Source organism: Enterococcus sp. LJL120 (assembly GCF_054871765.1).
The window spans coordinates 142,761-164,742 of sequence record NZ_JBTXLV010000002.1; the positions used below are offsets into that span (position 1 = coordinate 142,761).

Annotated in this window: 18 protein-coding genes and 1 pseudogene; 8 read left to right on the forward strand and 11 right to left on the reverse strand. The window is 42.3% G+C overall.

What is annotated here, in order from left to right:
* Positions 1-15: 15 nt before the first annotated feature.
* The 4 genes from ACYSNU_RS03845 to ACYSNU_RS03860 all read left to right on the forward strand — a co-directional run bounded on the left by ACYSNU_RS03845 (position 16) and on the right by ACYSNU_RS03860 (position 3,215).
* Positions 16-342, forward strand: coding sequence for a PTS cellobiose transporter subunit IIA (locus ACYSNU_RS03845; protein WP_461735890.1), 327 nt, complete (start codon positions 16-18; stop codon positions 340-342).
* Entirely contained in the window at positions 335-838 is a 504-nt protein-coding gene (locus ACYSNU_RS03850) for a hypothetical protein (protein ID WP_461735891.1), read from the forward strand. Before ACYSNU_RS03845 ends, ACYSNU_RS03850 begins: the two co-directional genes overlap by 8 nt.
* A gap of 18 nt (positions 839-856) precedes the next feature.
* Positions 857-2,224 (forward strand): PTS cellobiose transporter subunit IIC, encoded by a 1,368-nt coding sequence (gene celB, locus ACYSNU_RS03855; RefSeq protein ID WP_461735892.1) that lies wholly within the window; start codon positions 857-859, stop codon positions 2,222-2,224.
* Positions 2,225-2,396: 172 nt separating this feature from the next.
* Positions 2,397-3,215 carry a helix-turn-helix domain-containing protein gene (locus ACYSNU_RS03860; RefSeq protein WP_461735893.1) on the forward strand — a complete coding sequence of 273 codons (819 nt, stop codon included), beginning with the start codon at positions 2,397-2,399 and terminating at the stop codon, positions 3,213-3,215.
* A gap of 166 nt (positions 3,216-3,381) precedes the next feature.
* On the opposite strand, the gene ACYSNU_RS03865 is transcribed toward ACYSNU_RS03860, so the two are convergent.
* From ACYSNU_RS03865 to purR, 4 genes are all read right to left on the reverse strand, one after another.
* Positions 3,382-4,350 (reverse strand): ribose-phosphate diphosphokinase, encoded by a 969-nt coding sequence (locus ACYSNU_RS03865; RefSeq protein WP_461735894.1) that lies wholly within the window; start codon positions 4,348-4,350, stop codon positions 3,382-3,384.
* A gap of 85 nt (positions 4,351-4,435) precedes the next feature.
* On the reverse strand, positions 4,436-5,824 hold the full coding sequence (gene glmU / locus ACYSNU_RS03870) for a bifunctional UDP-N-acetylglucosamine diphosphorylase/glucosamine-1-phosphate N-acetyltransferase GlmU (protein ID WP_461735895.1): 1,389 nt from the start codon (positions 5,822-5,824) through the stop codon (positions 4,436-4,438).
* Positions 5,825-6,105: 281 nt separating this feature from the next.
* Positions 6,106-8,376 (reverse strand): LPXTG cell wall anchor domain-containing protein, encoded by a 2,271-nt coding sequence (locus ACYSNU_RS03875; protein ID WP_461735896.1) that lies wholly within the window; start codon positions 8,374-8,376, stop codon positions 6,106-6,108.
* 385 nt (positions 8,377-8,761) lie between these two features.
* The gene (gene purR, locus ACYSNU_RS03880) at positions 8,762-9,580 is read right to left on the reverse strand and encodes a pur operon repressor (RefSeq protein ID WP_461735897.1); all 819 of its coding nucleotides are present in this window, start codon (positions 9,578-9,580) and stop codon (positions 8,762-8,764) included.
* 239 nt (positions 9,581-9,819) lie between these two features.
* On the opposite strand from purR, the pseudogene ACYSNU_RS03885 reads away from it, so the two are divergent.
* A pseudogene (locus ACYSNU_RS03885) lies at positions 9,820-10,340 on the forward strand (methyltransferase family protein).
* A 110-nt stretch (positions 10,341-10,450) separates the two neighbouring features.
* Here the strand turns inward: ACYSNU_RS03885 and ACYSNU_RS03890 are convergent.
* Positions 10,451-10,858, reverse strand: coding sequence for a hypothetical protein (locus tag ACYSNU_RS03890; RefSeq protein WP_461735898.1), 408 nt, complete (start codon positions 10,856-10,858; stop codon positions 10,451-10,453).
* Positions 10,859-10,879: 21 nt separating this feature from the next.
* Positions 10,880-11,335, reverse strand: a complete 456-nt coding sequence (locus tag ACYSNU_RS03895; protein WP_461735899.1) for a LytTR family DNA-binding domain-containing protein — start codon at positions 11,333-11,335, stop codon at positions 10,880-10,882.
* A 256-nt stretch (positions 11,336-11,591) separates the two neighbouring features.
* Here ACYSNU_RS03895 and ACYSNU_RS03900 point away from each other — a divergent pair, with 256 nt between their 5' ends.
* The 3 genes from ACYSNU_RS03900 to ACYSNU_RS03910 all read left to right on the forward strand — a co-directional run bounded on the left by ACYSNU_RS03900 (position 11,592) and on the right by ACYSNU_RS03910 (position 15,347).
* The gene (locus tag ACYSNU_RS03900) at positions 11,592-12,230 is read left to right on the forward strand and encodes a GntR family transcriptional regulator (protein ID WP_461735900.1); all 639 of its coding nucleotides are present in this window, start codon (positions 11,592-11,594) and stop codon (positions 12,228-12,230) included.
* A gap of 140 nt (positions 12,231-12,370) precedes the next feature.
* On the forward strand, positions 12,371-13,627 hold the full coding sequence (locus tag ACYSNU_RS03905; protein ID WP_461735901.1) for a quaternary amine ABC transporter ATP-binding protein: 1,257 nt from the start codon (positions 12,371-12,373) through the stop codon (positions 13,625-13,627).
* Positions 13,620-15,347 (forward strand): ABC transporter permease/substrate binding protein, encoded by a 1,728-nt coding sequence (locus tag ACYSNU_RS03910; RefSeq protein ID WP_461735902.1) that lies wholly within the window; start codon positions 13,620-13,622, stop codon positions 15,345-15,347. The genes ACYSNU_RS03905 and ACYSNU_RS03910 overlap by 8 nt, the downstream gene beginning before the upstream one ends.
* Positions 15,348-15,479: 132 nt before the next feature.
* Here ACYSNU_RS03910 and ACYSNU_RS03915 read toward each other — a convergent pair whose 3' ends face one another.
* From ACYSNU_RS03915 to mprF, 5 genes are all read right to left on the reverse strand, one after another.
* Positions 15,480-16,313: a metal ABC transporter permease gene (locus ACYSNU_RS03915; protein ID WP_461735903.1), complete on the reverse strand. Its 834-nt coding sequence runs from the start codon at positions 16,311-16,313 to the stop codon at positions 15,480-15,482.
* Positions 16,286-16,966: a metal ABC transporter ATP-binding protein gene (locus tag ACYSNU_RS03920; protein WP_461735904.1), complete on the reverse strand. Its 681-nt coding sequence runs from the start codon at positions 16,964-16,966 to the stop codon at positions 16,286-16,288. Before ACYSNU_RS03920 ends, ACYSNU_RS03915 begins: the two co-directional genes overlap by 28 nt.
* A 93-nt stretch (positions 16,967-17,059) precedes the next feature.
* Positions 17,060-18,037, reverse strand: coding sequence for a metal ABC transporter substrate-binding protein (locus ACYSNU_RS03925; protein ID WP_461735905.1), 978 nt, complete (start codon positions 18,035-18,037; stop codon positions 17,060-17,062).
* 176 nt (positions 18,038-18,213) lie between these two features.
* Positions 18,214-19,071: a 4-(cytidine 5'-diphospho)-2-C-methyl-D-erythritol kinase gene (ispE, locus tag ACYSNU_RS03930; protein ID WP_265459271.1), complete on the reverse strand. Its 858-nt coding sequence runs from the start codon at positions 19,069-19,071 to the stop codon at positions 18,214-18,216.
* Positions 19,072-19,313: 242 nt separating this feature from the next.
* On the reverse strand, positions 19,314-21,890 hold the full coding sequence (gene mprF, locus ACYSNU_RS03935) for a bifunctional lysylphosphatidylglycerol flippase/synthetase MprF (RefSeq protein ID WP_461735906.1): 2,577 nt from the start codon (positions 21,888-21,890) through the stop codon (positions 19,314-19,316).
* Positions 21,891-21,982: the final 92 nt, after the last annotated feature.

Consider the following 21,982-nt stretch of genomic DNA (forward strand, 5'->3'; position numbering starts at 1 on the left):
AGGAGGGATATTTAAATGGAGTCAGAAAAAATTCAAGAGGTGGCCTTTGCTATCATCCTTGATAGCGGTCAGGCCCGTACCTTGATTCACGAAAGTTTTCAGCTGATGCGTACCGCTCATTATTTGGAGGCTCAAGAACGCCTAGATCAAGCAAATGATGCTTTGGTTGAAGCCCATAAAGCCCAGACCAATATGCTGCAGGAATATGCCAGCGGAACTAAAATCGAAATGGAAATCATCATGGTTCACGCTCAAGATCATTTAATGACGACGATGACCTTGAAGGAAGTGGCGCTTGAAATGCTATTTTTATATCAGAAAGGAGGGGAAACCGTTGCGTAAATCTACCCACAACAGCCAGCGAAAAGCAACTGCTGCTCGTAATTTCCGCTACAATCGCTTTTTAATGCTCCGTTATTTTCTCGCAATTTTATTTTTTGCCAATCTCTATTGGGGCGTTTTCTTACTTGCTAGCGGAAGTGTCTTTAGTTTCTTACCTATTGTCTTATTGCTTTTGACCATTCCAACTATCTACGAGCATGTCAGATTGTATGGAGATAAAACTGAAAACATCACGTCAGAATTAAAGTTCAATTTACTCTTTCATTACAGTCAAACCGCCGTCAACTTAGTTTTAATTTTAATTACCTTGACCGGTGTTGGCTACCAACAAGCTTTTATCTTTTTAACAAATTCAGTGGCCGCTAAAGGCTTTATCATTGCAGTTCTGTTGATTGGGCTAGCCTTGTCTTTGAGCTGTATTCGGCGGATTCAAAAAATTCAACACCAGCGGGACACTCATTACCACTATTTACAAGAATTAAAAGAGATGAATTAAAGAAAGCGGGGAAGAATAATGGAAAATTCTAATAACAAGATTTTTAATTTCTTTGAAACAAAATTGATGGGGCCACTAGGGAAATTTTCCCAGTTTAAATTAGTGCGAGCAATTATGGGAGCCGGGATGGCGACAATTCCCTTTACAATTGTCGGCTCAATGTTTTTAGTATTAAATGTGCTGCCACAGGCTTTTCCAGCGCTAGAAGGCATCTACAATGCCACTCTTTTCAAATTCAGTGAACTTTACATGTTAGCCAATATCACCACTATGGGGATTTTAGCTCTGTATTTCTGTTTAGTTTTAGGCTACGAGTACACTAAAATTATTGCTGCTGATGACGGCCTAGAAATTAACCCTATCAATGGCGCTCTCTTGTCAATGTTTGCCTTCTTTATGACAATCCCACAATTTGTTATCACAGACGGGATTTTCACAAAAATTAATTCTACAGAAGACAGCATCATCAATGGCTGGGCAATCGGTGGTGACGGTGTTGCCCGCTTAGGGACCTCAGGAATTTTCACGGGGATTATTATGGCGATTGTCGCTGTTCAATTGTATCGCCTCTGTGTTGCGAAAAATTGGGTCATCAAAATGCCAGAGGTTGTACCGGCTGGCGTTTCTCGGGCCTTCACTGCCTTGATTCCAACCTTCGTGATTGCTTTTGTTGTGATTATTTTTAACGGTATCATGATTGCCTTAGGAACCGATATTTTCCAAGTCGTTTCGATTCCTTTTGGCTTCGTAACCAACTTGACCAATAGCTGGTTAGGCTTGATGGTGATTTATTTCTTAGTTCATGCTTTATGGTTAGTCGGGATTCACGGTGCGAATATCATCTTCTCCTTGTTGACGCCAATTACTTTAGCAAACTTAGCTGAAAATGCTGCCGGTGCCCATATTCCATTGGCAGGTGAGTTTAACAACGCCTACGTAACAGTCGGTGGTTCTGGAGCAACTTTAGGCTTTGCTCTGTTCTTAGTGTATTTAGCTAAATCTCAGCAGTTGCGCGTATTAGGACGGGCAGCAATTGTACCGGTACTCTTTAATATCAATGAACCATTAATCTTTGGGGTGCCGATGATTTACAATCCATATTTAGCAATTCCCTTCTTCTTAGCACCAATGGCTTCGGCTTCTATCGCTTATTTTGCCATTCAATTTGAATTCATCAAACCGATGATTGCTCAAATGCCTTGGCCTTCACCAGTTGGTATCGGTGCCTTTATCGGTAGTGGTGGTGATTGGAAAGCGGCAGTGGTTGCTTTCATCTGTGCGATTGTTGCCTTTTTAATCTACTTCCCATTCGCTAAAACTTACGATGCGAAATTAGTTAAAGAGGAACAAGCGAAATTAGCTGCCGAAACAAACGGCGAAGCTTAATCCAGAAAAATAGCTAAAGGACCTCAGAGCCGGCAACTCGGCTTTGGGGTCCTTTTTAAAATTATAAGAATAAGTAGCGCACTTCCTAGTTGCATTGGATTAAAAGCCTTTAAATCCTAGTCTTTCATGGGTATACTTTTTATAAACAGCAACTTAGTCTGGGGGTTATTTGATGAATCTAACTGAACAAAGAAAAAAAAGACACTTAACGCAAAATGATTTAGCCCAAAAATTAAACATCTCCCGTCAATCCATCTCCAAATGGGAAACCGGCGAAGCAACCCCTACGATTGAAAATATCATTCGTTTGAGCCAGCTTTTTGAAATCTCGATAGATGAATTATTGACGGGCTTGCCCTATTTAGAACTCCCCTTTTTTGTCGGTAGAAAAGGTAGTAAACGAATTCTCATCGGACCAATTATCTGGGGATTGCTGGCCGCCGTTTTTGCTTTAACGACGAGTGAGAACTTAGGTCTAGCTTTACTAGTCTTCCTGATAATCTTCAGCTTTGTTCTATTTTTATGCTACCCACCAACTTTTAATCAACATTATAATTATTGGCAGTTGGACAAGCAGTCCATTACTTATCTCCAAGCAAACAGTTTCCCGGAAAATTGCCGGCACATTTTAGCAATCCTCTTTTCAAAAGAGGCAAAACTAGAAAAAAAGCTTGCCTTAGCTGAAATTCAGGCAGTCACTATCTGTTATCAAAAACGACCACTCCAACCTGAGCAGACTCTCTATTATGGTTTTGTCGCCTACTTGTTTAAAAGCTTTCAAGAACCATTTTATTTGCAGCTGCTGTTAAACTCTGGTGAAAAGATTATTTTGGATTTGCGCCTAGATTACACCCTCAGCAAAAATTCTTATAAACATTTGAACAGCTTAATGAACTTTTTTAAACAAAAAGGAATTACCATCAACGACCCTTACCAGCTAATCCATGCAGATAAAAAACAGAGCTTGCAACAGTATTTTTATGCGGATTGATAAATTGAAGTGAGTTTTCTTTTGCAATGAATCAACGCAAACTCGTTACCTTAGCCTTTCCTACAATCAAAATTGTACTTTTCTTTTTACACCTTGTTCAAAGACAAAAAAACAACCTCAAAGGTCAACCAGCTGGTTCGACCTTTGGGGCTTTTTATGTTTCAGCTTATTTTTTTGTTTCAAAAAGTGGGCTGACTGGTTTGTTTTCGTGGATGCGTTTGATGGCATCGGCCATTAATTCGCCCACGCTGATTTCATCGATTTTGTCTATTTTGCGGTCAGCAGGTAAATTGATTGAATCTGTCACAACTAAACGTTCAATAGCGGAGTCTTGAATCCGTTCGATGGCAGGACCAGAAAGAACGGGATGCGTACAAGAAGCATAAACCATTTTAGCGCCAGCTTCTTTTAAAGCATTGGCAGCTAAGGTAATTGTGCCAGCAGTATCAATCATATCATCAATGATGACACAAATTTTACCGTCAACATTTCCGATAATGTTCATGACTTCAGCGACGTTTGCTTTCGGACGACGTTTGTCGATGATTGCGATTGGTGACTTCAAGTATTCTGCTAGTTTACGGGCACGGGTTACGCCGCCGTGGTCTGGAGATACAACAACCACTTCATCGCCACCGATACCTTTTTCCATGAAATAGTTGGCAATCAATGGAGCACCCATCAAGTGATCCACAGGAATATCAAAGAAACCTTGAATTTGTGATGCGTGTAAATCTAAAGTCAGCATGCGGTTAGCGCCGGCTTTTTCAATCATGTTCGCCACTAATTTAGCGGTAATTGGTTCACGGGCCCGCGCTTTGCGGTCTTGTCGAGCATAGCCATAATAAGGCATGACCACGTTAATTGTTTTTGCACTGGCACGTTTTAAAGCATCAATCATAATCAAAAGTTCCATCAAATTGTCGTTGACTGGACTGCTAGTAGATTGAACGATGTAGACGTGGGAGCCACGAATACTTTCTTCAATGTTGACTTGAATTTCACCATCACTAAATTGAGTGACTGATGATCTTCCTAGTTCGACTCCAACTGCTGCTGCGATTTTTTCAGCTAGGGGTTTGTTAGAGTTTAGTGCAAAAATTTTCAACCGTGGGTCAAAATAATGTTTCGACATGGTTACCTCCACTTTCTATTTTACAAGGGCATTTTTTCATACACCATACATAGTAGTCATTTTCCTACAAGAAATCAAGGGCTTCTTAATCTTTTAGCGAATCATTTAAATAGGGGAACTTTTTAGCAAAATTTTCTTTATTAACTTGGCGGGCACGACCAATTCCCATACCATTTGCTGGTACATCATCGGTAATCGTTGAACCGGCAGCCGTAATCGCATGTTCACCAATTGTTAATGGTGCAATTAGATTCGAGGCTGAACCGATAAAGCTGTTGTCACCGACGATAGTTTGATGTTTATTTTTTCCATCGTAATTGACAAAAACGACACCACAGCCGACATTGATATCTTTTCCTAAGATGGCATCCCCTACATAAGTCAGATGGCCAACTTTAGTATCTGCGCCAATCGTTGCCTTCTTGACTTCAACAAAGTTGCCAATGTGCACCCGTTCGCCAATTTCCGCCTGCGGCCGAAGATGAGCATAAGGGCCAATATCCGCTGCGTTTTTCACAATACTTTCTTCAATCACGGAGGCATAAACCTTTACGCCATCACCAATTTGGCTGTCAACAATTCGTGAATGGGCGCCGATTAAACAATCTTCGCCGATTTTCGTAGTGCCTTGTAGCTGAACGCCGGCTTCAATCACTGTATCTGAGCCAATTTCAATATCGGCGTCCACATAGGTTGAATCAGGGTCAATAAAACTCACCCCGTTAACCATGTGCTGGCGATTAATGCGAGCCCGCATCAAGCGATTGGCTTCCGCCAGTGCCATCCGGTCATTAACTCCTAAGGATTCCTCAAAATCCTTTGTTTGATAAGCCGCAACAATTTCGCCATCGGCTTTTAAAATCTCAATAATGTCGGTTAAATAATATTCACCTTGCGCATTGTCGGTGCCAATTTTTTTCAGCGCTTTAAAGAGCTTTTCATTATCAAAACAATAAGTCCCCGTATTGATTTCGGTCACTCGAGCCTCTTCGTCAGTCGCATCCTTTTGTTCCACAATCCGGTCGACAATGCCAACATGGTCTCGAATGATTCTACCATAGCCAGTCGGGTCCTCAGCATCAGCGGTCAAAATCGTCGCACTGGCTTGCTTCCCTTGATGATATTCGATTAGATGATCCAAAGTTTCAGCCGTCAGTAACGGCGTGTCGCCACTAATTACCAAAGTTGTACCTTGCTTGCCCTCTAAAAATTGGGCAGCCTGCATCACAGCATGACCTGTACCTAATTGCTCCGCCTGTAAAGCATATTGACTACGCTCGCCTAATTGCTCTTGAACCATTTCTGCACCGTGACCGACAATAGTCACAATTTCAGTCGGCTTAGTTTCAATCACACGATTGATAATGTGTTCCACCATCGGTTTGCCTGCCACCGGGTGTAAAACTTTATATAGCTTTGATTTCATGCGGGTACCTTTTCCCGCTGCCAAAATAATTGCGTAACGATTTTCCAAAATATTCACTCCTGCTTTTTAGTTTGCTGCTATTATTATACATGAATCTGCGGGCCTTGGCTTGCAAAAAGCGGATGAAGTTGTGTAAATTGCTTCTATTTAAAAGGAATAAGAGTTGAAAAAAATGTTGTTTGAATAGTCTAGTAATCAAACGATTCTTTTATTGTTAAATTGGTAGTGCTAAATTCCATTGGAAAATTAGTTTTAGAAGCCCCAGTTAAACGCAGCTTGCACAAAAAAATAGGCAATCACTCTGGCGAGCAATTGCCTATTTACAATTCTTATTTCATGTTAAAATTTTTTTCTTTTTTCCAGACAGCTAGTGCCAGTAAAGTTATTGCAATCCCAAAAGCAATATATATAGCGTCATTGTTTTCTTCGCCTGTTTGCGGTAATTTGCCGGTGTCGTCTGGCGTTTTGCCAGTGGCAGCAGCAATCGTCATGGTGACAAATGGTTGCTCAGATGTAAGAGTTGGAAGATTCCCAACATAAAACTTATTCAAGTCTGAAGTCATTTTTTCACTCGGCTGATAAGCATAGCTGATATTGACGGTTCCTGCTTGCAGAGCAGTCCAAGTCCCACTATCTGAAACATTCAGGTAGGTGGTATCATAACCTAAAATATAAGTTCCATCAAAGGCGACATCGCCTTCACCGGTAAAATCAACCGCCATAGTAAAGGTGCCAGTATCACCAACTGTTACCAACTCAGGTGCTGTTAGTGTCATACCTTTTGTTATGGTCCAACCATCAGCAACATCAAGCTTTTCTAGAGAAGTCATCGTCAAAGTTTTTATTCCTGTTGGCACGCTTGTTCTCGCATTATTTGTTACAGTACGAGTAGCCGTTGGTGTCGTGCTACTTGAAGTATCAGTAGTAGATGATTCTGTTGTTGAACTTTCGGTTGATGAAGTAGTATCTGTACTTGTACTGCTTGTTGAACTCGAAGTTCCACTCGTTGACGTTTCGCTAGTAGATGTACTAGTTGACGATGAGTCAGTGGTAGTCGTCTCAGTAGTTGAAGATTCATTAGTTGATGACGATCCACTCGTTTCACCATTCATAGCTGCTAGCATCTTGGAATCTGGAATATAACCATACTCGACAATAATCTGACCGGATTTTTTCGCGGTCCAATTACCATTGGCATCAATCTCAATCATCTCATGATCATATAGAAAATGGTAGTTTCCACTGAATTCAACATCAGGCATACTAAAATCAAATTTGAACGTACCTTTATCTCCAACTTCGACAACTGGATTAGCTGCATCAAACACGTCAGGCATCGTCATCGTTAAACCTTCAGAATAAATCTCCTGAATATCTGTATTGCCATCTCCAACTCGCATCAAATACCCCAAAGTTCCCGTGGCCGGCATATTTTCTTCACCGAAATAAGTCTGCATGCTTGCCAGTGTTGCCTCAGTTGGAATGTAGCCGTAATTGATTTGGAAATTACCGGCTTTTAAAGCCGTCCAATTGCCATCTTCATCAATCGTTAAGGCTGTTTCATCGTAATCCCAAACAAAGGTACCAGCAAAGGTAACTTCTTGATTATTGTTACCTTCTTGCAGCAAGCTGACTTGCGGATTAAATTGACCGGTTTGGCCAACAACCACATCACCAGTTGGTGTATCAATTGTCATACCATAACTATAGACCGCATTTTGATCAATTGCTGCCCGAATATTTAATTCCAAAGAAGGCTCTTCTTGTTCTTCTTCGGCAGATTGTGGAGCAATTTCAGCCGTTCTTTGCGTTGCCTCTTCAACAGAAGAATTAGTGGTTGCTTCTTCACTAGAATCAGTAGTCGCTTCTATCTCTTGCGGAATATAGCCGTACGAGACTTTGGCGGCTCCTTTTGCTAACGCCTCCCAAGTTCCGTCTTCCGCAACAGTGATTAATGCTGGATCATAGCTGAAATAATAACTACCATCATTAAAGACACCTTCATCTTCAAAACTGATGTCAAATTTGCCGGTGTCGCCAACGGTAATATCACTTACTTCATTGGTCATGGTCATGCCATCAAAAAGCACAGCTTCTTTTTCCACTACTTCGATTGGCAGAGTAGCCGGTGCTTGACCCGCAGTCTTAACATCCGCTAATGCACTCGCCATGCTTTCATTAGGCAGATAGCCGTATGAAATTTCTGTTTGTCCGGCAGCGATGGCAGTCCAAATGCCATCAGAGTCAATCTCTAATAAACCAGCTTCGTCTTCAAAGACATAGCTACCGTCAAATTCCGTTTCACCCAAATCAAAATCAATCGTAAATTTGCCGGTATCGCCGACGCGAACCGTTTCAAGCCCTCTTAAGGTCATCCCTTCAGAATAAATTTGCGCTTCTTCGCTGGATTCACTTGTAGCAGTTGAACTAATTGTTGTACTTTCCGTGGTACTTGTTGTTTCGGAAGTTGTACTAGTGGACGTCCGAGCAGATCTGGCTGCTTCAACACCACTCACCTGGCTACCCACAACGGCGCCACCAACAATCAACCCTAAACAAGCAAGTGTTGAAAATAGAAAAATCCCTCTATTCTTAGACATTTTTCTCCCCCTTTTTTTCCTTTATAACCTCAACAAAAAATGATTATTTAAATTATGTCATATGTATTATCGTACCATGTTAACGCTTCTACTATCAATAGCAGATTTCATTAATTATAATTTTTTTCGATATTTTAGCCCAAATTAAAGCTGTTAGTGATTTTTATGAAAGAAAAGTTGGCTGCTATTTTTATTTTCTTTCTCTATGTCATAATTTAATTATTTTTTTCAATTATAACTGTCAGTTTTTTTCATTGGCTCGTCATTGATTCCAAAAAAACTCAAACTACCTAAAGGTAAACAACCAGCAGCAAACTGATGCTTTCCTATAAATAGTTTGAGTATCAGATATCTCTTGCCTAGATTTAACAGCAGAGAGACTATTTTATTCAATAAAATAATTTCCAGGCACTACGGAGATATTTTTCGTTGTCGTATCGACATCTTCGACAAATAATAAGGAAGTATAGTCGGTGACTGCCCGTGGACCGTTGAACTTCGTTTCTGCAAAAACGGTGATGCCGACGAGGGTCGCTTCAAATTCTTCAATCAAGCTCTTCATCCCGTTGACGGTGCCGCCGCCCTTCATGAAATCATCGACGACTAAAACCCGCGAGCCCCGCTTCAGACTGCGCTTGGATAATTCCATCTTCTCAATGCGCTCGGATGAGCCGGAAACGTAATTGACGCTGACGGTTGAGCCTTCGGTAATTTTAGAATCTCGTCTGACAATTACAAAAGGCACATTTAAATAAGTAGAAACTGCTTGGGCAATCGGCACACCTTTAGTCGCTACCGTCATCACCGCATCGATTTCTTGACCTAAATATTTAGTGGCAATGATGCGGCCCACCTGCCGCAATAATTCCGGTTCTCCTAACAGGTCGGATAAATAAACATAGCCCCCAGGCAACAAGCGATCTTGTTCCGATAGGCGATTGGCCAATTGGGTGATGTATTCCCGGGCCTCTGTTTCACTAATTGACGGGATGAAATAGACTCCGCCAGCGGCTCCCGGAACTGTTTCTAAAATCCCGGTGCCCCGCTCCTTAAAAGTTTTTTTGATAATTGCTAGATCTTCACTGATGGATGATTTAGCCGATTCATATCGCTTTGAAAAAAAGCTCAAAGATACCAAATCATGGGGATGATTCAGTAAATAATTCGTCATATCGATTAAACGTTCACTACGCCGTGTTTTCAAAATCTGGCTCCTCCCTTGTAATCTTTTCTATTATAAGGGTTTAGCGGAAAAATATCGAGTGTTTTTCTGGATTTACGAAAAATAGTTCGTCTATTAACGGTCGATTTGTTTAATTCACGGAAAATCTTTCGTCTATCTAATAAAAAATCGCCGTCAACAGATAGCTGACAGCAATATTCGATAGACTTTTTGCTGAGCTTTTGCTAATTTTAAAAGAAAACCCGTTAAGGAGCCCGCCGATGAACGCTTTTTTACTACTGATTCCATTTTTAATCATTCGCTTTTTTCTGATGGGGCGTTTTGCAAAAAACGCCCTGCAGCGAGCAGCTCATTTTGCCCGTTGGTGGGCTTTGAAAAAACAGCGTATCTTTTGTATCAGCTGTCTACGCTGCTACTGATTTTTTATCCGATTTTTCTCAGCGTCACCATCACAAACGATTGGCTTTTTGTCGTAGGAGCTGCGCTATATCTACTCAGCAATCTATTGTGTCTATTGGCAAGTTATGCTTTTGCCAAGCCGTCGGCGAACGGCTTGAATACAGCCGGCTTTTATCGCTTTTCTAGAAATCCTATGTATGTCGCTTATTTTTTATTTTTTCTTTCGATTGTCTTCTTGACGCGCTCATTGCCCCTCTTAGTAATTCTGGTACTATTCCAATTAGCTGCCCACTGGATTATCCGCGCTGAAGAGCGTTGGTGCTTTGAACAATTCGGTCAAAGCTACCAAGAATATCAGTTGCGGGTGCGGCGCTATTTTTAAAGGCGCCACCGACAGATGACTGCTTATTGCATTATTGCAATTAATCAAACGGCCTGATAATAATTTACAACCGAATAAATTGCCGACTGCGATTTTAGCTATAAACTGCCTTATTTGCCTAATTGATTTAATTCAGCAGCCATTTTTTTGTTTTGTTGATTGCGATAAAAATAAAATACAATCACGTGCAAAATCAAGTTCAATGATAAGATTGCCCACCAGAAGGGTAAAATTAGTTGGAACATTTCGACTGAAAATAGATAGACAGCTATAAAACCGGCCAAAAAGTTCAGGAGGGTCATCACTAAAATGTTAATTGGCGCCGACCATGTCCCATAATTCCACAAGTAAGGATACGCCACTCCGAATACGCCACCGGCGATAACGGCAATCCCGATAATATGCCAAAAATAGAACAGGTTCAGATTTACATTTCCAAACCCCAAACTCATTAAAGCTGTTAACCAAACAATTGTTAAAAAGGCACCCTGCATAAACTGATTTTTTAATTCCTTCATAATGAACACTCCTTAATTTTTTTACCGGCTGCTAAAAGCAGCACTGGCTTCTTTAATTTGCTTTGCATAATGTCGGCTGACGGTGAGGGTCTGGCCATTTTTTAGTTGAACTTCTAAGCGGGCATACTGGCCGTTTTTGAAGCTTGCTACCTCTGCCAAATTTAAAATCACTGAATTATTAATTCGAAAAATCCCTGCTGCCTGTAAATATTCAAATTCCTTAAGACGTCCTTTGAGATAAAACACCTGATCGTCTGTTGTGTAAACCTTTGAAAGCTGATCCATTGCTTCAATCATTAGGACCTGGCTTAAAGAAATGTTTTGCCGGCGTTCATTCGCCGGTTGAATCACTTCTAGTTGTTGTTCTTGATGAATTGCCTTGGTCAGTTCCGCTGCCAAGCTCTGATTGACAGGATGTAGCTGAATCCCAATTTCGTTTGTTGCATACTCTTGATCCCAAAACCATTTTATTTTCATTGCCTGCCTCCTTCTGTTACTAATTTAGCACGGGCTCCCGCTAAACTCTTGTCTTTTTTGGTTTGTTGCAGAAAATCTGACTTTGTTGCATTTAGTATAATGAAAAACGACTGCTTCCGGCGCAATTTTCTAAAAAATTCTCCAAAACTCAACTGATTTATCTCAGTCTGAACAGTTTTCTCCTGTTGCTTAGAAGCGATATGTTATAATGCAAAAAAATGACCATCTAAATTTTTATTTAAAGGAGTTTTATTGAATGATGGACCAGCCCAAGAAAAAAATCACCCTGCCCCGATACCAACAAATCTCTGTTGCCATTGCCGAACGGATTGCCAAAAAAACCTACCAAGTCGGCGAAAAAATCCAAGCCCGTTCAACGATTGCTACTAATTTTAATGTCTCACCAGAAACCGCCCGCAAAGCCATCAGTGTCTTGGTGGACCTTGGAATTATGGAGATGCGTCACGGCAGCGGCGCCTATGTAATTTCCCGAGAGAAGGCCCAGCTCTACTATGAACAATACCAAGATGTGCAATCCATTCAAGAAATAAAAAATGAAATTCTGACCAGTGTCGCCAAACAAAAAACTGAATTGGATAACGTGACTGAGCTGATGAATCAACTGGTTTCACAGATGAAGCAAGTGCATAACTTTACTCCTTTTGTGCCTTATGAGTTAACCTTAAATGCACAGGCGCTACACTTGGGGGAAACCATCCAAGATTTAAATATTTGGCATGAAACCGGCGTGACTATCGTGGCCATTCAAAGTAGCACCGAACTCCTTTTGTCACCGGGACCTTATGCTAAATTAAATCAAGATGACACGTTGCTTTTTGTCGGCAGTGAGCTCGGTTTGCAGCGGATGCAAAACTTTTTTTACCCAAATAATTAACTAAGAAGAAGCGTTGATATAACACACTTTATTAAATAAAACTATTCATTTTCTGAAAAGAATCATGATACTTTGCTTTTGACAAAAGTGACCACACGATGTTAATCTAGTGTGGTCACTTTTTGTTAGGAGGAAATTTTTTGAAGAAAGTACGGGTTGAACATTTAACCAAAATTTTTGGGAAACGGCAGCAACAAGCCTTAACCATGATGAAAGAAAATAAAAGCAAAACAGAAATTTTAGAAAAAACCGGCGCCACAGTCGGTGTTTATGACGCCAGCTTCGAAGTCAACGAAGGGGAAATTTTTGTGATTATGGGTCTTTCCGGAAGCGGAAAGTCGACTTTGATTCGCTTGCTCAATCGTTTGATTGATCCAACCGCCGGTGAAATTTACATTGACGGAGACGAAATTGCCCAAATGAATAAACAAGAATTGCGGGAAGTCCGCCGCCATAAAATTAATATGGTTTTTCAAAATTTCGCCCTGTTTCCGAATCGGACAATTTTAGAAAATACCGAATACGGCTTGGAAGTTCGTGGCGTGCCTTTGGAAGAGCGACGGGAAAAAGCTGAAAAAGCTTTGGATAATTCTGGCCTATTATCCTTTAAAGACCAATATCCCAATCAGCTTTCCGGTGGGATGCAACAACGGGTCGGTTTGGCTCGGGCGCTGGCAAATAATCCGGAAATTTTATTAATGGATGAAGCCTTCTCTGCTTTAGACCCATTGATTCGGCGGGAAATGCAAGATGAATTATTGGACTTACAGGCCAATGTCCAAAAAACGATTATTTTTATCACCCATGATTTGAACGAAGCTTTGCGAATCGGTGATCGTATCGCCTTGATGAAGGATGGCGAAATTATTCAGATTGGGACTGGCGAAGATTTCTTAACCAATCCTGCCAACCAATATGTTCGTGATTTCGTTGAAGATGTTGACCGCTCGAAGGTCTTAACGGCACAAAATATTATGGTGCCGGCTTTGACCACCAACATTGAAGTTGATGGACCGAACGTTGCTTTAAACCGGATGCGTAAAGAAGAAGTCAGCATGCTGCTAGCTGTTGACCGCAAGCGGAAGTTAAAGGGTAGTCTGACAGCCGAGAGTGCGTCAGAAGCCCGCAAAAAGAATCTGACTTTGAAGGACGTTATTGACAAAAACGTCCAAAAAATTCCTAAAGATATGTTAGTCACGGATATTTTTAATATCATTTTTGATTCACCGACGCCTTTAGCAGTGGTGGATGATGAGCGTCTGATTGGTGTTGTGATTCGCGGTAGTGTTATAGAAGCCTTGGCTGATTCGCAAGACGAAGACATGCTGACAGAAGAAGCTCTCCAACAGGAGCAGACAGAAATGATGGAAAAAAGCGAGGTACTAACTCATGAATAATTTTTTACAACAAAGTTTGCCGGTGGCTGATTGGGTCGAAGGGTTTTCCGATTGGGTGACCACCACTTTTGCTGGATTATTTTCTATTTTACAAGATACCGGCGCCTTTATCATGGAGGGCATGACGAATTTATTATTACTCGTGCCACCATTGCTCTTTATTTTATTGATTACCGTCGTAGCCTTCTTTATTTCCGATAAAAAATGGGGCCTAACCGGTTTTACTTTAATTGGCCTGCTCTTTATTTACAATCAAGGCCTCTGGTCTGATTTGATGAATACCTTGACCTTGGTCATCTTAGCCAGTGTTATTTCCGTTATCATTGGTGTGCCGCTAGGAATTTTAATGGCGAAAAGTGAAATCGCCAAAAATATTATCACGCCTGTCTTAGACTTTATGCAAACCATGCCGGGCTTTGTCTATCTAATTCCCGCAGTCGCCTTCTTTGGAATCGGGATGGTGCCGGGAGTCTTTGCCTCAGTTATTTTTGCTTTGCCGCCGACAGTTCGTTTTACTAATTTGGGGATTCGCCAAATCCCCCGTGATTTAGTCGAAGCCTCTGATTCCTTTGGTGGAACCGGCTGGCAAAAATTATTTAAATTAGAATTGCCTTTAGCTAAAAGTACTATTTTAGCCGGCATTAATCAAACGACAATGCTAGCCTTATCGATGGTCGTGATTGCTTCGATGATTGGTGCTCCTGGTTTAGGTCGTGGTGTCTTGTCGGCTCTCCAAAGAGCCCAAATCGGTAACGGCTTTGTCAATGGTCTGGCTTTGGTTATCTTAGCAATTATCATTGACCGTTTCACCCAAAAAATGAATCGTCCGAAAGCTCAACAGGCTCAACGGAAAAAACTTAGCAAGAAACAAAAAGTTGGCATTTTAGCTACCGCTGTTGTCGTGTTAGTTGCGGGTATTGGTGGTTTAACCTATCAAGCCCAAAACACCGAAAGCCGTGGCACCATCGATTTAGCCTATGTCCAATGGGATACTGAGGTCGCTTCAACTAATGTCGTCGCCGAAGTATTAACGGAAATGGGTTACACCGTAAATCTAACGCCTTTAGATAATGCTATCATGTGGGAATCAATTGCCAGTGGTGAAGCGGATGCGATGGTCGCTGCCTGGCTGCCCAACACCCATGCAGCTCATTATGAACGCTACAAAGACCAGATTGACGACTTAGGCGAAAATTTAGCCGGCGCCAAAATTGGTTTAGTGGTCCCTAGCTACATGGATGTAAATTCGATTGCCGATTTAACTGACCAAGCTAATAAGAGCATCACCGGGATTGAACCTGGAGCCGGTGTCGTCAGTGCTGCTGAAAATACCTTGGCTGCCTACAGCAATTTAGCTGACTGGAGTATGGAAACTGCTTCAACCGGTGCGATGACTGTCGCCTTAGGTCAAGCGATTGCCAATCAAGAGCCGATTGTGATTACTGGCTGGTCGCCGCATTGGATGTTTGCTGAATACGACTTAAAATATTTGGAAGATCCTGAAGGCACGATGGGGGACGATGAAAGCATTAATACAATGGTCCGTCTTGGCTTAGCCGATGATATGCCGGAAGCTTACACTGTCTTGGATAACTTCCACTGGACTGTGGAGGATATGGAAACTGTTATGAGTGCCATTAACGATGGCGCAAGCCCGTCAGATGCTGCCAAAAGCTGGATTGCTGACAACCGTGAAACAGTCGACAGCTGGATGGCTTAAAATCAGCTGACTTAAAATAAAAAACCGAACTAGCGATGAAAAATTTCTAAAACTGAGAGCACTCAGCCTAGAAGTTTTCCGCTAGTTCGGTTTTTTTTTGTTTTCCAAGTAGTCGCTAAAAATCTGCGCTATTTATTTTTCCAAATTGCGTTTACGATAATTTAGCACCACTAAGCGTAAAAATAAATTTACGACTAAGAAAATCGCGATAAAGACCAGCGTAATCGTAGCTCCTGGTGGTGTGTCCAGATAAAAGGAGCCAAACAAACCGCCGAGCATGCCGATAAAACCGACAATCACACTGACTAAAATGACTGTATTGAAACTTTTGCCGACTCGCATGCCGACAGATGCCGGCAAGACCATAATTGCCGAAATCAGCAAAGCACCAGCAATCGGAATCATCACCGCAATGGCAACCCCTGTAACCACATTGAAAAACATCGACATCAAACGTGTCGGTAGGCCATCAACATGGGCCGTGTCCTCGTCAAAGGTCAACACGTACATCGGCCGTTTAAATAGAAAGAATAACACGCCGATTATCGCAAATAAGACACCTAGCACAATCACCTGCTGCCAAGTGATTGTCACAATCGAACCAAATAAATAAGACTGAATACTGGTGGAGCTGCTGCCACCGTCAATACTCATTAGCACCAGCGCTAAAGCCAAGCCCCCCGCCATCAAAATGGCAATCGAAATTTCTGAATACGAGCGGTAAAGGCCCCGCAAATATTCTAAAATGACAGCAGCCACCACAACGACAAATAAAGTCGTCAAATCAGGGTTTAAATTTAAAAAGAAGCCTAAAGCGACACCGGCTAAAGAGACATGGGACAAGGTGTCCGCCATTAAGGACTGGCGGCGAATAACTAGAAAGACTCCGAGCATAGGAGCGATGCCGGCAATAAAAATTGCGGCAATCAAAGCCCGTCTCATGAATTCATATGAAAGCAGCGCCATTGTGAGTCCTCCTTTCTGACCAAACGGATTTGCCGGTCAGCATATTCTTTAATATCTTCATGGTCATGGGTAATCATTAAAATGCCCTTGTTGTGCACATGGGCGTTATGTCTTAGCAAACGATAAAACTCTTTGCGGGATTGTTCATCCATCCCGGTGGTCGGTTCATCTAAAATAAATAAATCGGGATCCGTCGCAAAAATTCGAGCCAAGCTGATGCGTTGTTTTTGGCCACCGGATAATTCGCCGATTTTTTTATTGCGCATATTCCACATGTCCACCGATTCTAAAGCCCGCTGCACATGCTGATGATCTTTTTGGGTTAGCCGCTTGAACCAGCGGCCTCTAGAGTAGCGGCCAGACCGCACGAGTTCTAGAACGGTGCTGGGAAAACCGGCGTTAAACGAAGCCACCTGTTGAGGAATATAACCGATGCTGATCTGATTGCCGTCTGCATTTTTATCGGCAATCAACACCTCGCCTTTGGTCGGCTTTAATAAGCCCAAAGTCGCTTTAATCAATGTTGATTTTGCCGCCCCATTTTCTCCGGTTAAAATGACAAACTCGCCGGGATTGACTTCATAGGAAACATCTTCTAGCACTGGCTCATCGTCATAATAAAAGGTCAAATCCTTGACTTGTATGTAGTGCATCTCACCACTCCTTGTTTCTGGGTAAACTTTTATAACAAACTAATAGCTGTGCCTCTCAAAAGAAAAAGCACAGCGGGACTAGTTGATGATACTTTATTGAATCGTTTTTTGTAAAGCGCTAAGGTTTTCCTGCATTACGGAAATATAATCTTCGCCATTATCCAGTTGTTCGGTGGTCAGGCTTTCTAACGGGTTCAAGACCAACGTTTCGACATTGGCTTCACTGGCTAAGGTTTCCGCTACTGTTGAAGAAGCATTTTCTTCAAAATAAATATATTGAATGCCATTTTCATCAACATAATCCTTCAGCTCAGCTAAGCGGCTAGCACTTGGTTCTTCATCTGGAGAAATGCCGGAAATCGCCACCTGCGTTAAATCATATTGACGGGCTAAATAGCCAAAGGCCGCATGTTGCGTCACAAAGGTTCTTTCTGTCGCATCTGCTAAAGCTGTCGTATATTCTTCATCTAAAGCATTCAATTCAGCAATATAATTTTCCGCATTTTCCGCAAAGGTATCTGCTAATTCAGGATATTTTTCACTTAAAGCCGCTTGAATATTTTCGACTTCTTGGGCCGCCAGCACCGGACTTAACCAAACATGAGGGTCTAACTCATGACTGTGTTCTTCTTCATGGGATTCTTCTGTCTCATGGTCGTGGTCATGCTCCTCCTCTTCAGCGCCCTCCATCAATTCAATTCCGTCAGCGGCTTGAATGACCGCTGTCTGTTGAGTATCAATATTTTCGGAAATATTGCTGACCCAAGTTTCAAACTCGTCGCTGTTGTAAACAAATGCATCGGCATCGACGATATTGGCGATGTCCTTAGCGCTTGGCTCGTAATCGTGGGGTTCCGTACCAGCAGGAATCATCAGCTCAACCTCTGCGCTATCGCCCACCACTTGTTTGGTAAATTCATACATAGGATAAAAAGTCGTGACAATTGTGATGTCACTCTCTGATTCAACCGCTGCTGAGCTTGAACTGCTAGTGGTGCTATTGTCACTACCACAGGCCGCCAAAAACAAACCCAAGCCAACGATACTAGTAAACGTAATTAATTTTTTCATCTCTTCTGCCTCTTTTCATTTCTATCGATAAATTTGCGTTTAAATTTGCAAATCGAAAAATTTCCGATTTAGGACAATGTCTAACTTAGCAAAGAAAAAGTTATTCGTCAATATAAAACGAAAAATTTCCGATTTACCTCGAAAATTTCAAGATAAATCGGAAAACTCATGAATTCCTATTCATTTTTGAGGGTTCGCACGAGATAGACTTCATCGCAAAAACCTTTTAAAGCATTGTATACTCGTTGGGCTCGCGAGTATTTGTCGCACAGACCAAACACCGTTGGCCCGCTGCCGGTCATCAAGGAAACATCTGCACCGTATTTTAGCATGCGCTCTTTGATTTGTTGAATCACTGGATGGCGGTTGATGGTTACGGCTTCTAAAGAATTGCCCATCTTTTGAATCATCCCTTGATAATCATCTGTTTGAATCGCGTCAATCAGACCTTCGATATCAGGGTGATGCACATCCTCCATCACCAAATCCTTAAAGACTGTCGGCGTCGAGACACTGAAGCGAGGCTTAACTAAAACTACCCAGCACTGAGGCATTGTCGGCAGATGGGTAATTTTTTCACCGACACCAGTTGCTAAAGCTGTATTGCCGTGTAGACAAAATGGAACATCCGTGCCGACTTCTAAGCCGATTTCTGTCAGCTCATCTAAGCTTAAGCCGAGATTCCAGAGCCGATTAATACCTCTCAATGCTGCGGCACAATCGGTGCTGCCACCACCGAGACCTGCCGCCACGGGAATTTCTTTTTTGATAAATACTTTGACGCCCTTTTCAATCTGATAGCGGCGCTTGATTAATGAGATGGCTTGGTAGACATTGTTGCGGCCATCTGTTGGTAAAAAAGCCTTATTGGTTTCGACGATGATTTTATTTTCCGGAATTTCTTCTAATGAAATCCGATCTAATAAATCAATGCTCGTCATCACCATGGCTAATTCATGATAATTATCTGCCCGCCGACCCAAGACATCTAGCCCGAGATTAATCTTGGCGGGGGCCTTTTCCATAATTTCCATTGCAGCCACCTTACTTTGGAATAATTGCAATAATTTTATCACACGGGAAAATAATTGTAAAAAAACCCGTGCTGAAATAAAAATTATCTCCTTAGCTGCAGCAAAAAAATCCCCTCCACAGCTTTAACAGATTCTTTACGGTAAACTTTTTGGAGCCTAACAACTCAGGCTTCTCCCACTAAAAATTATGCGTGCTATGTAACAAATCTGTTATTGCAGTAGAGGGGTAACTCTCTTAAGTATTAATTTTCCCGCAACACTTCTTCTGCTAAGCCGGCGCCCCGCGCTTTGCCGTAACCAATTAGCATCAACAATTGGCCAGCGCCTAAGATAAAGCTGCTGTTTGAACGATAGGCAAAGTAACGGGACTGCCATTCATCGACGTAATATTCCTTATTTTGCTGGGAGGTCTGAAACTCGTAGAAAAAGCTGCCATAGCGATAAATAATATTCATCACCCGCTCCTCCCAGAAGGAAAATTCTGAATCCCCCACCCGAGCCAATGGCGCCATGCCGATATTGGCGTATGCGAAGCCTTCACTGCGATAGACATCCAACTGTTTAGCAATTAAAAAATTGGCTAAACTAGCCGGCACTTCTTTTTTCAACCGCAGGAGGTCAAAGGAAACGGTCGTTTGGCTGATTGGCTGTTGGGTGATAAAGCCCACCAGCTCGTTGGCTTGATTGAAGACAACGCCGACGCCGCTGGCATTCAAATAGCTGTTTTCAAAACGCCCCACAGAAAACTGTTTTTCTTTGGCGCCGTCCAGCCATTCATCAGAAACCTTTTGACAGCTGGCTAATAATTCTGCCGGCAATTCTTGATAAAATTGAAAACGATAGCCTTCGTGGGTAAGCTTTTTAAACTCTAAAGCTTCACCGAAGGGTAGCCGGCCACTCTTTTGCAGACTGACAACTCCCACTTCACCAACCTTGGCAAAATCATAACCCAAGTCATGTAAAATCAACGTATAATCATCGGAAATTTTATAAAAAGCCAGCTGATAGCCCCGCTGATCTGCATAGCGGGTAAAGGCCTGGGTCGCTTGGCGCCATTTCCGCTGGTCGCCGATGGGATTACCCAGCACAAAGCACTTATTGGCCTTCATTTGAAAACCAAAAACGACTTGGTCCTGGCGATTTTCTTGATAATAAAAATAGCGATAACCCGGCAATGTTAAATAATGGCTGGCATTAGTGCCGCCATATGCCTGCACCAATTGATTCAAGCGGGCTGGGTTTAGCTCTTCCCCTAAAGTCAGCGTCGTATCTGCTAAATATTGATACAACAGAGCTAAGGCCATCAAAGATAAGCCAATTCCAACGAGGCCGGAAAACCAGACATCGTCCGAGGGAAAGAAAATAAAGCGATTGGAAATCAGCGCGCCCCCTAAGTTATTACTATTATAATAGCCGGCAATTGCATAGACGATAAACAAAAAGCCAAAGAGGACACTGTCAAAAATAATGGCGCCCCAAGAATAAACAAATTTCTGGCGGTAAAATTCTTTGCGGGAAATCCAGACAAGACCGATAATAATCAGATAAACAATGATAAGCCGCAGCGAAGTTGTCCGCAAGACCGCATTGATAATTCCGAAGGCCAACAGTAAAATCGTCGGCCAAAATGCCCGCCGAACTTTGAGCCACAGCCCCCGTGCCAAACCAAGTAGCAAAAAGCCCACCATCATGTTGATTGTTTGATCTAAGAAATCAAAGGAAAAGGGGAGTAAAAATTCAAAAAGGCGGCTTAAAGTCGACAGATTGCTAATCGTCGATAACAGGACCATCATGATGCCGGCAAAATAGACCGCCGCCACTAAAATGAAATGGGCGGTTTTTTGCGTCATGATTTTCGGCAGATTGTCAAAGAAACGATTGACCTTAACCCCTGTTTGACGGACAAATAATAAAATTCCCGTTAAAAACGGCAAGACATAATAAAAGAGCCGATAAAATAAAAGCCAGACCACCACGGTATTTTGGTCGATGCCCTGTTGACTCAAGCCTAAAATAATCAAGACATCAAAGGTGCCGACACCGCCGGGCACCATGGTCAGCATCCCAATCAGGGTCGCAATAATAAACATCGGATAAATGGCCGCCAAAGGCAGAGCGATACCTAAAAGATTCCCGATTGTCAAAAAAGCAATTAGCGCCCCGCACCATTGGCCTAAAGAAGTCAGCACCAAGCCGACGATGCCGCCGGGATACAATTCTTTAAACAGCCGTCTGCGATTTAAGTAAGCAAAGACGATTAAGGCCGGCGCAATCACAGAACCCACCAGCATCCAAATCCAATATTCCTGAAAGAACTGATCAGGATGAATTAAAAAGGTATCAACCAGCGTGAACAAAGACAGCAACGATAATCCGCTTAGCATAAAGAGGGCCACCTTTGAAACAGTGGCTAACACTTTTTTACGGTCAAAATCTTTACCATAAAAACTCCCCCGTAAAGCTGCGCCCACCACACCGCCAAAACCGGCGAGATTGTTAATCGTATTGGTGACCCAAGCGGAAACAAACCATTCCCGCCGCGACATCTTAGGCTTGCCTTGTTTTTCCAGCGTCCGAATCGTCACCCAATCATAGCCAAGCATCGGTAAAATACAGACCAGACCCGTTGCCGCCATCACCACAAGGGCGAGATTGCCCTGTTCCCCCATCTTAGCGAAGACCTGCTGCCAGCTCATGCCTCGGGTAATGTGCGTCAGCTGATTGGCCACAAAGACCAACACTGAGGCAAAGAAAATTAATTTTAAAATAAAGCTGTGTTGTTTAATCCAAACCCAGCTTGTCTGAATAATTTTTTTCAAAACTAGCGCCACCATTCTCATTCTTAGCTTTATGTTAGCGGAAATCCCTAACATTTTCCACTTTTGTGTAAAAAAGGCCAAGTTGACCCGTT

Coding starts and splice junctions, on each gene's coding strand:
- ACYSNU_RS03845 (WP_461735890.1), top strand. CDS start 16: ATGGAGTCAGAAAAAATTCAAGAGGTGGCCTTTGCTATCATCCTTGAT.
- celB (WP_461735892.1), top strand. CDS start 857: ATGGAAAATTCTAATAACAAGATTTTTAATTTCTTTGAAACAAAATTG.
- ACYSNU_RS03860 (WP_461735893.1), top strand. CDS start 2,397: ATGAATCTAACTGAACAAAGAAAAAAAAGACACTTAACGCAAAATGAT.
- ACYSNU_RS03865 (WP_461735894.1), bottom strand. CDS start 4,350: ATGTCGAAACATTATTTTGACCCACGGTTGAAAATTTTTGCACTAAAC.
- ACYSNU_RS03875 (WP_461735896.1), bottom strand. CDS start 8,376: ATGTCTAAGAATAGAGGGATTTTTCTATTTTCAACACTTGCTTGTTTA.
- ACYSNU_RS03890 (WP_461735898.1), bottom strand. CDS start 10,858: ATGAAGGAATTAAAAAATCAGTTTATGCAGGGTGCCTTTTTAACAATT.
- ACYSNU_RS03895 (WP_461735899.1), bottom strand. CDS start 11,335: ATGAAAATAAAATGGTTTTGGGATCAAGAGTATGCAACAAACGAAATT.
- ACYSNU_RS03900 (WP_461735900.1), top strand. CDS start 11,592: ATGATGGACCAGCCCAAGAAAAAAATCACCCTGCCCCGATACCAACAA.
- ACYSNU_RS03910 (WP_461735902.1), top strand. CDS start 13,620: ATGAATAATTTTTTACAACAAAGTTTGCCGGTGGCTGATTGGGTCGAA.
- ACYSNU_RS03915 (WP_461735903.1), bottom strand. CDS start 16,313: ATGGCGCTGCTTTCATATGAATTCATGAGACGGGCTTTGATTGCCGCA.
- ACYSNU_RS03920 (WP_461735904.1), bottom strand. CDS start 16,966: ATGCACTACATACAAGTCAAGGATTTGACCTTTTATTATGACGATGAG.
- ACYSNU_RS03925 (WP_461735905.1), bottom strand. CDS start 18,037: ATGAAAAAATTAATTACGTTTACTAGTATCGTTGGCTTGGGTTTGTTT.
- ispE (WP_265459271.1), bottom strand. CDS start 19,071: ATGGAAATTATGGAAAAGGCCCCCGCCAAGATTAATCTCGGGCTAGAT.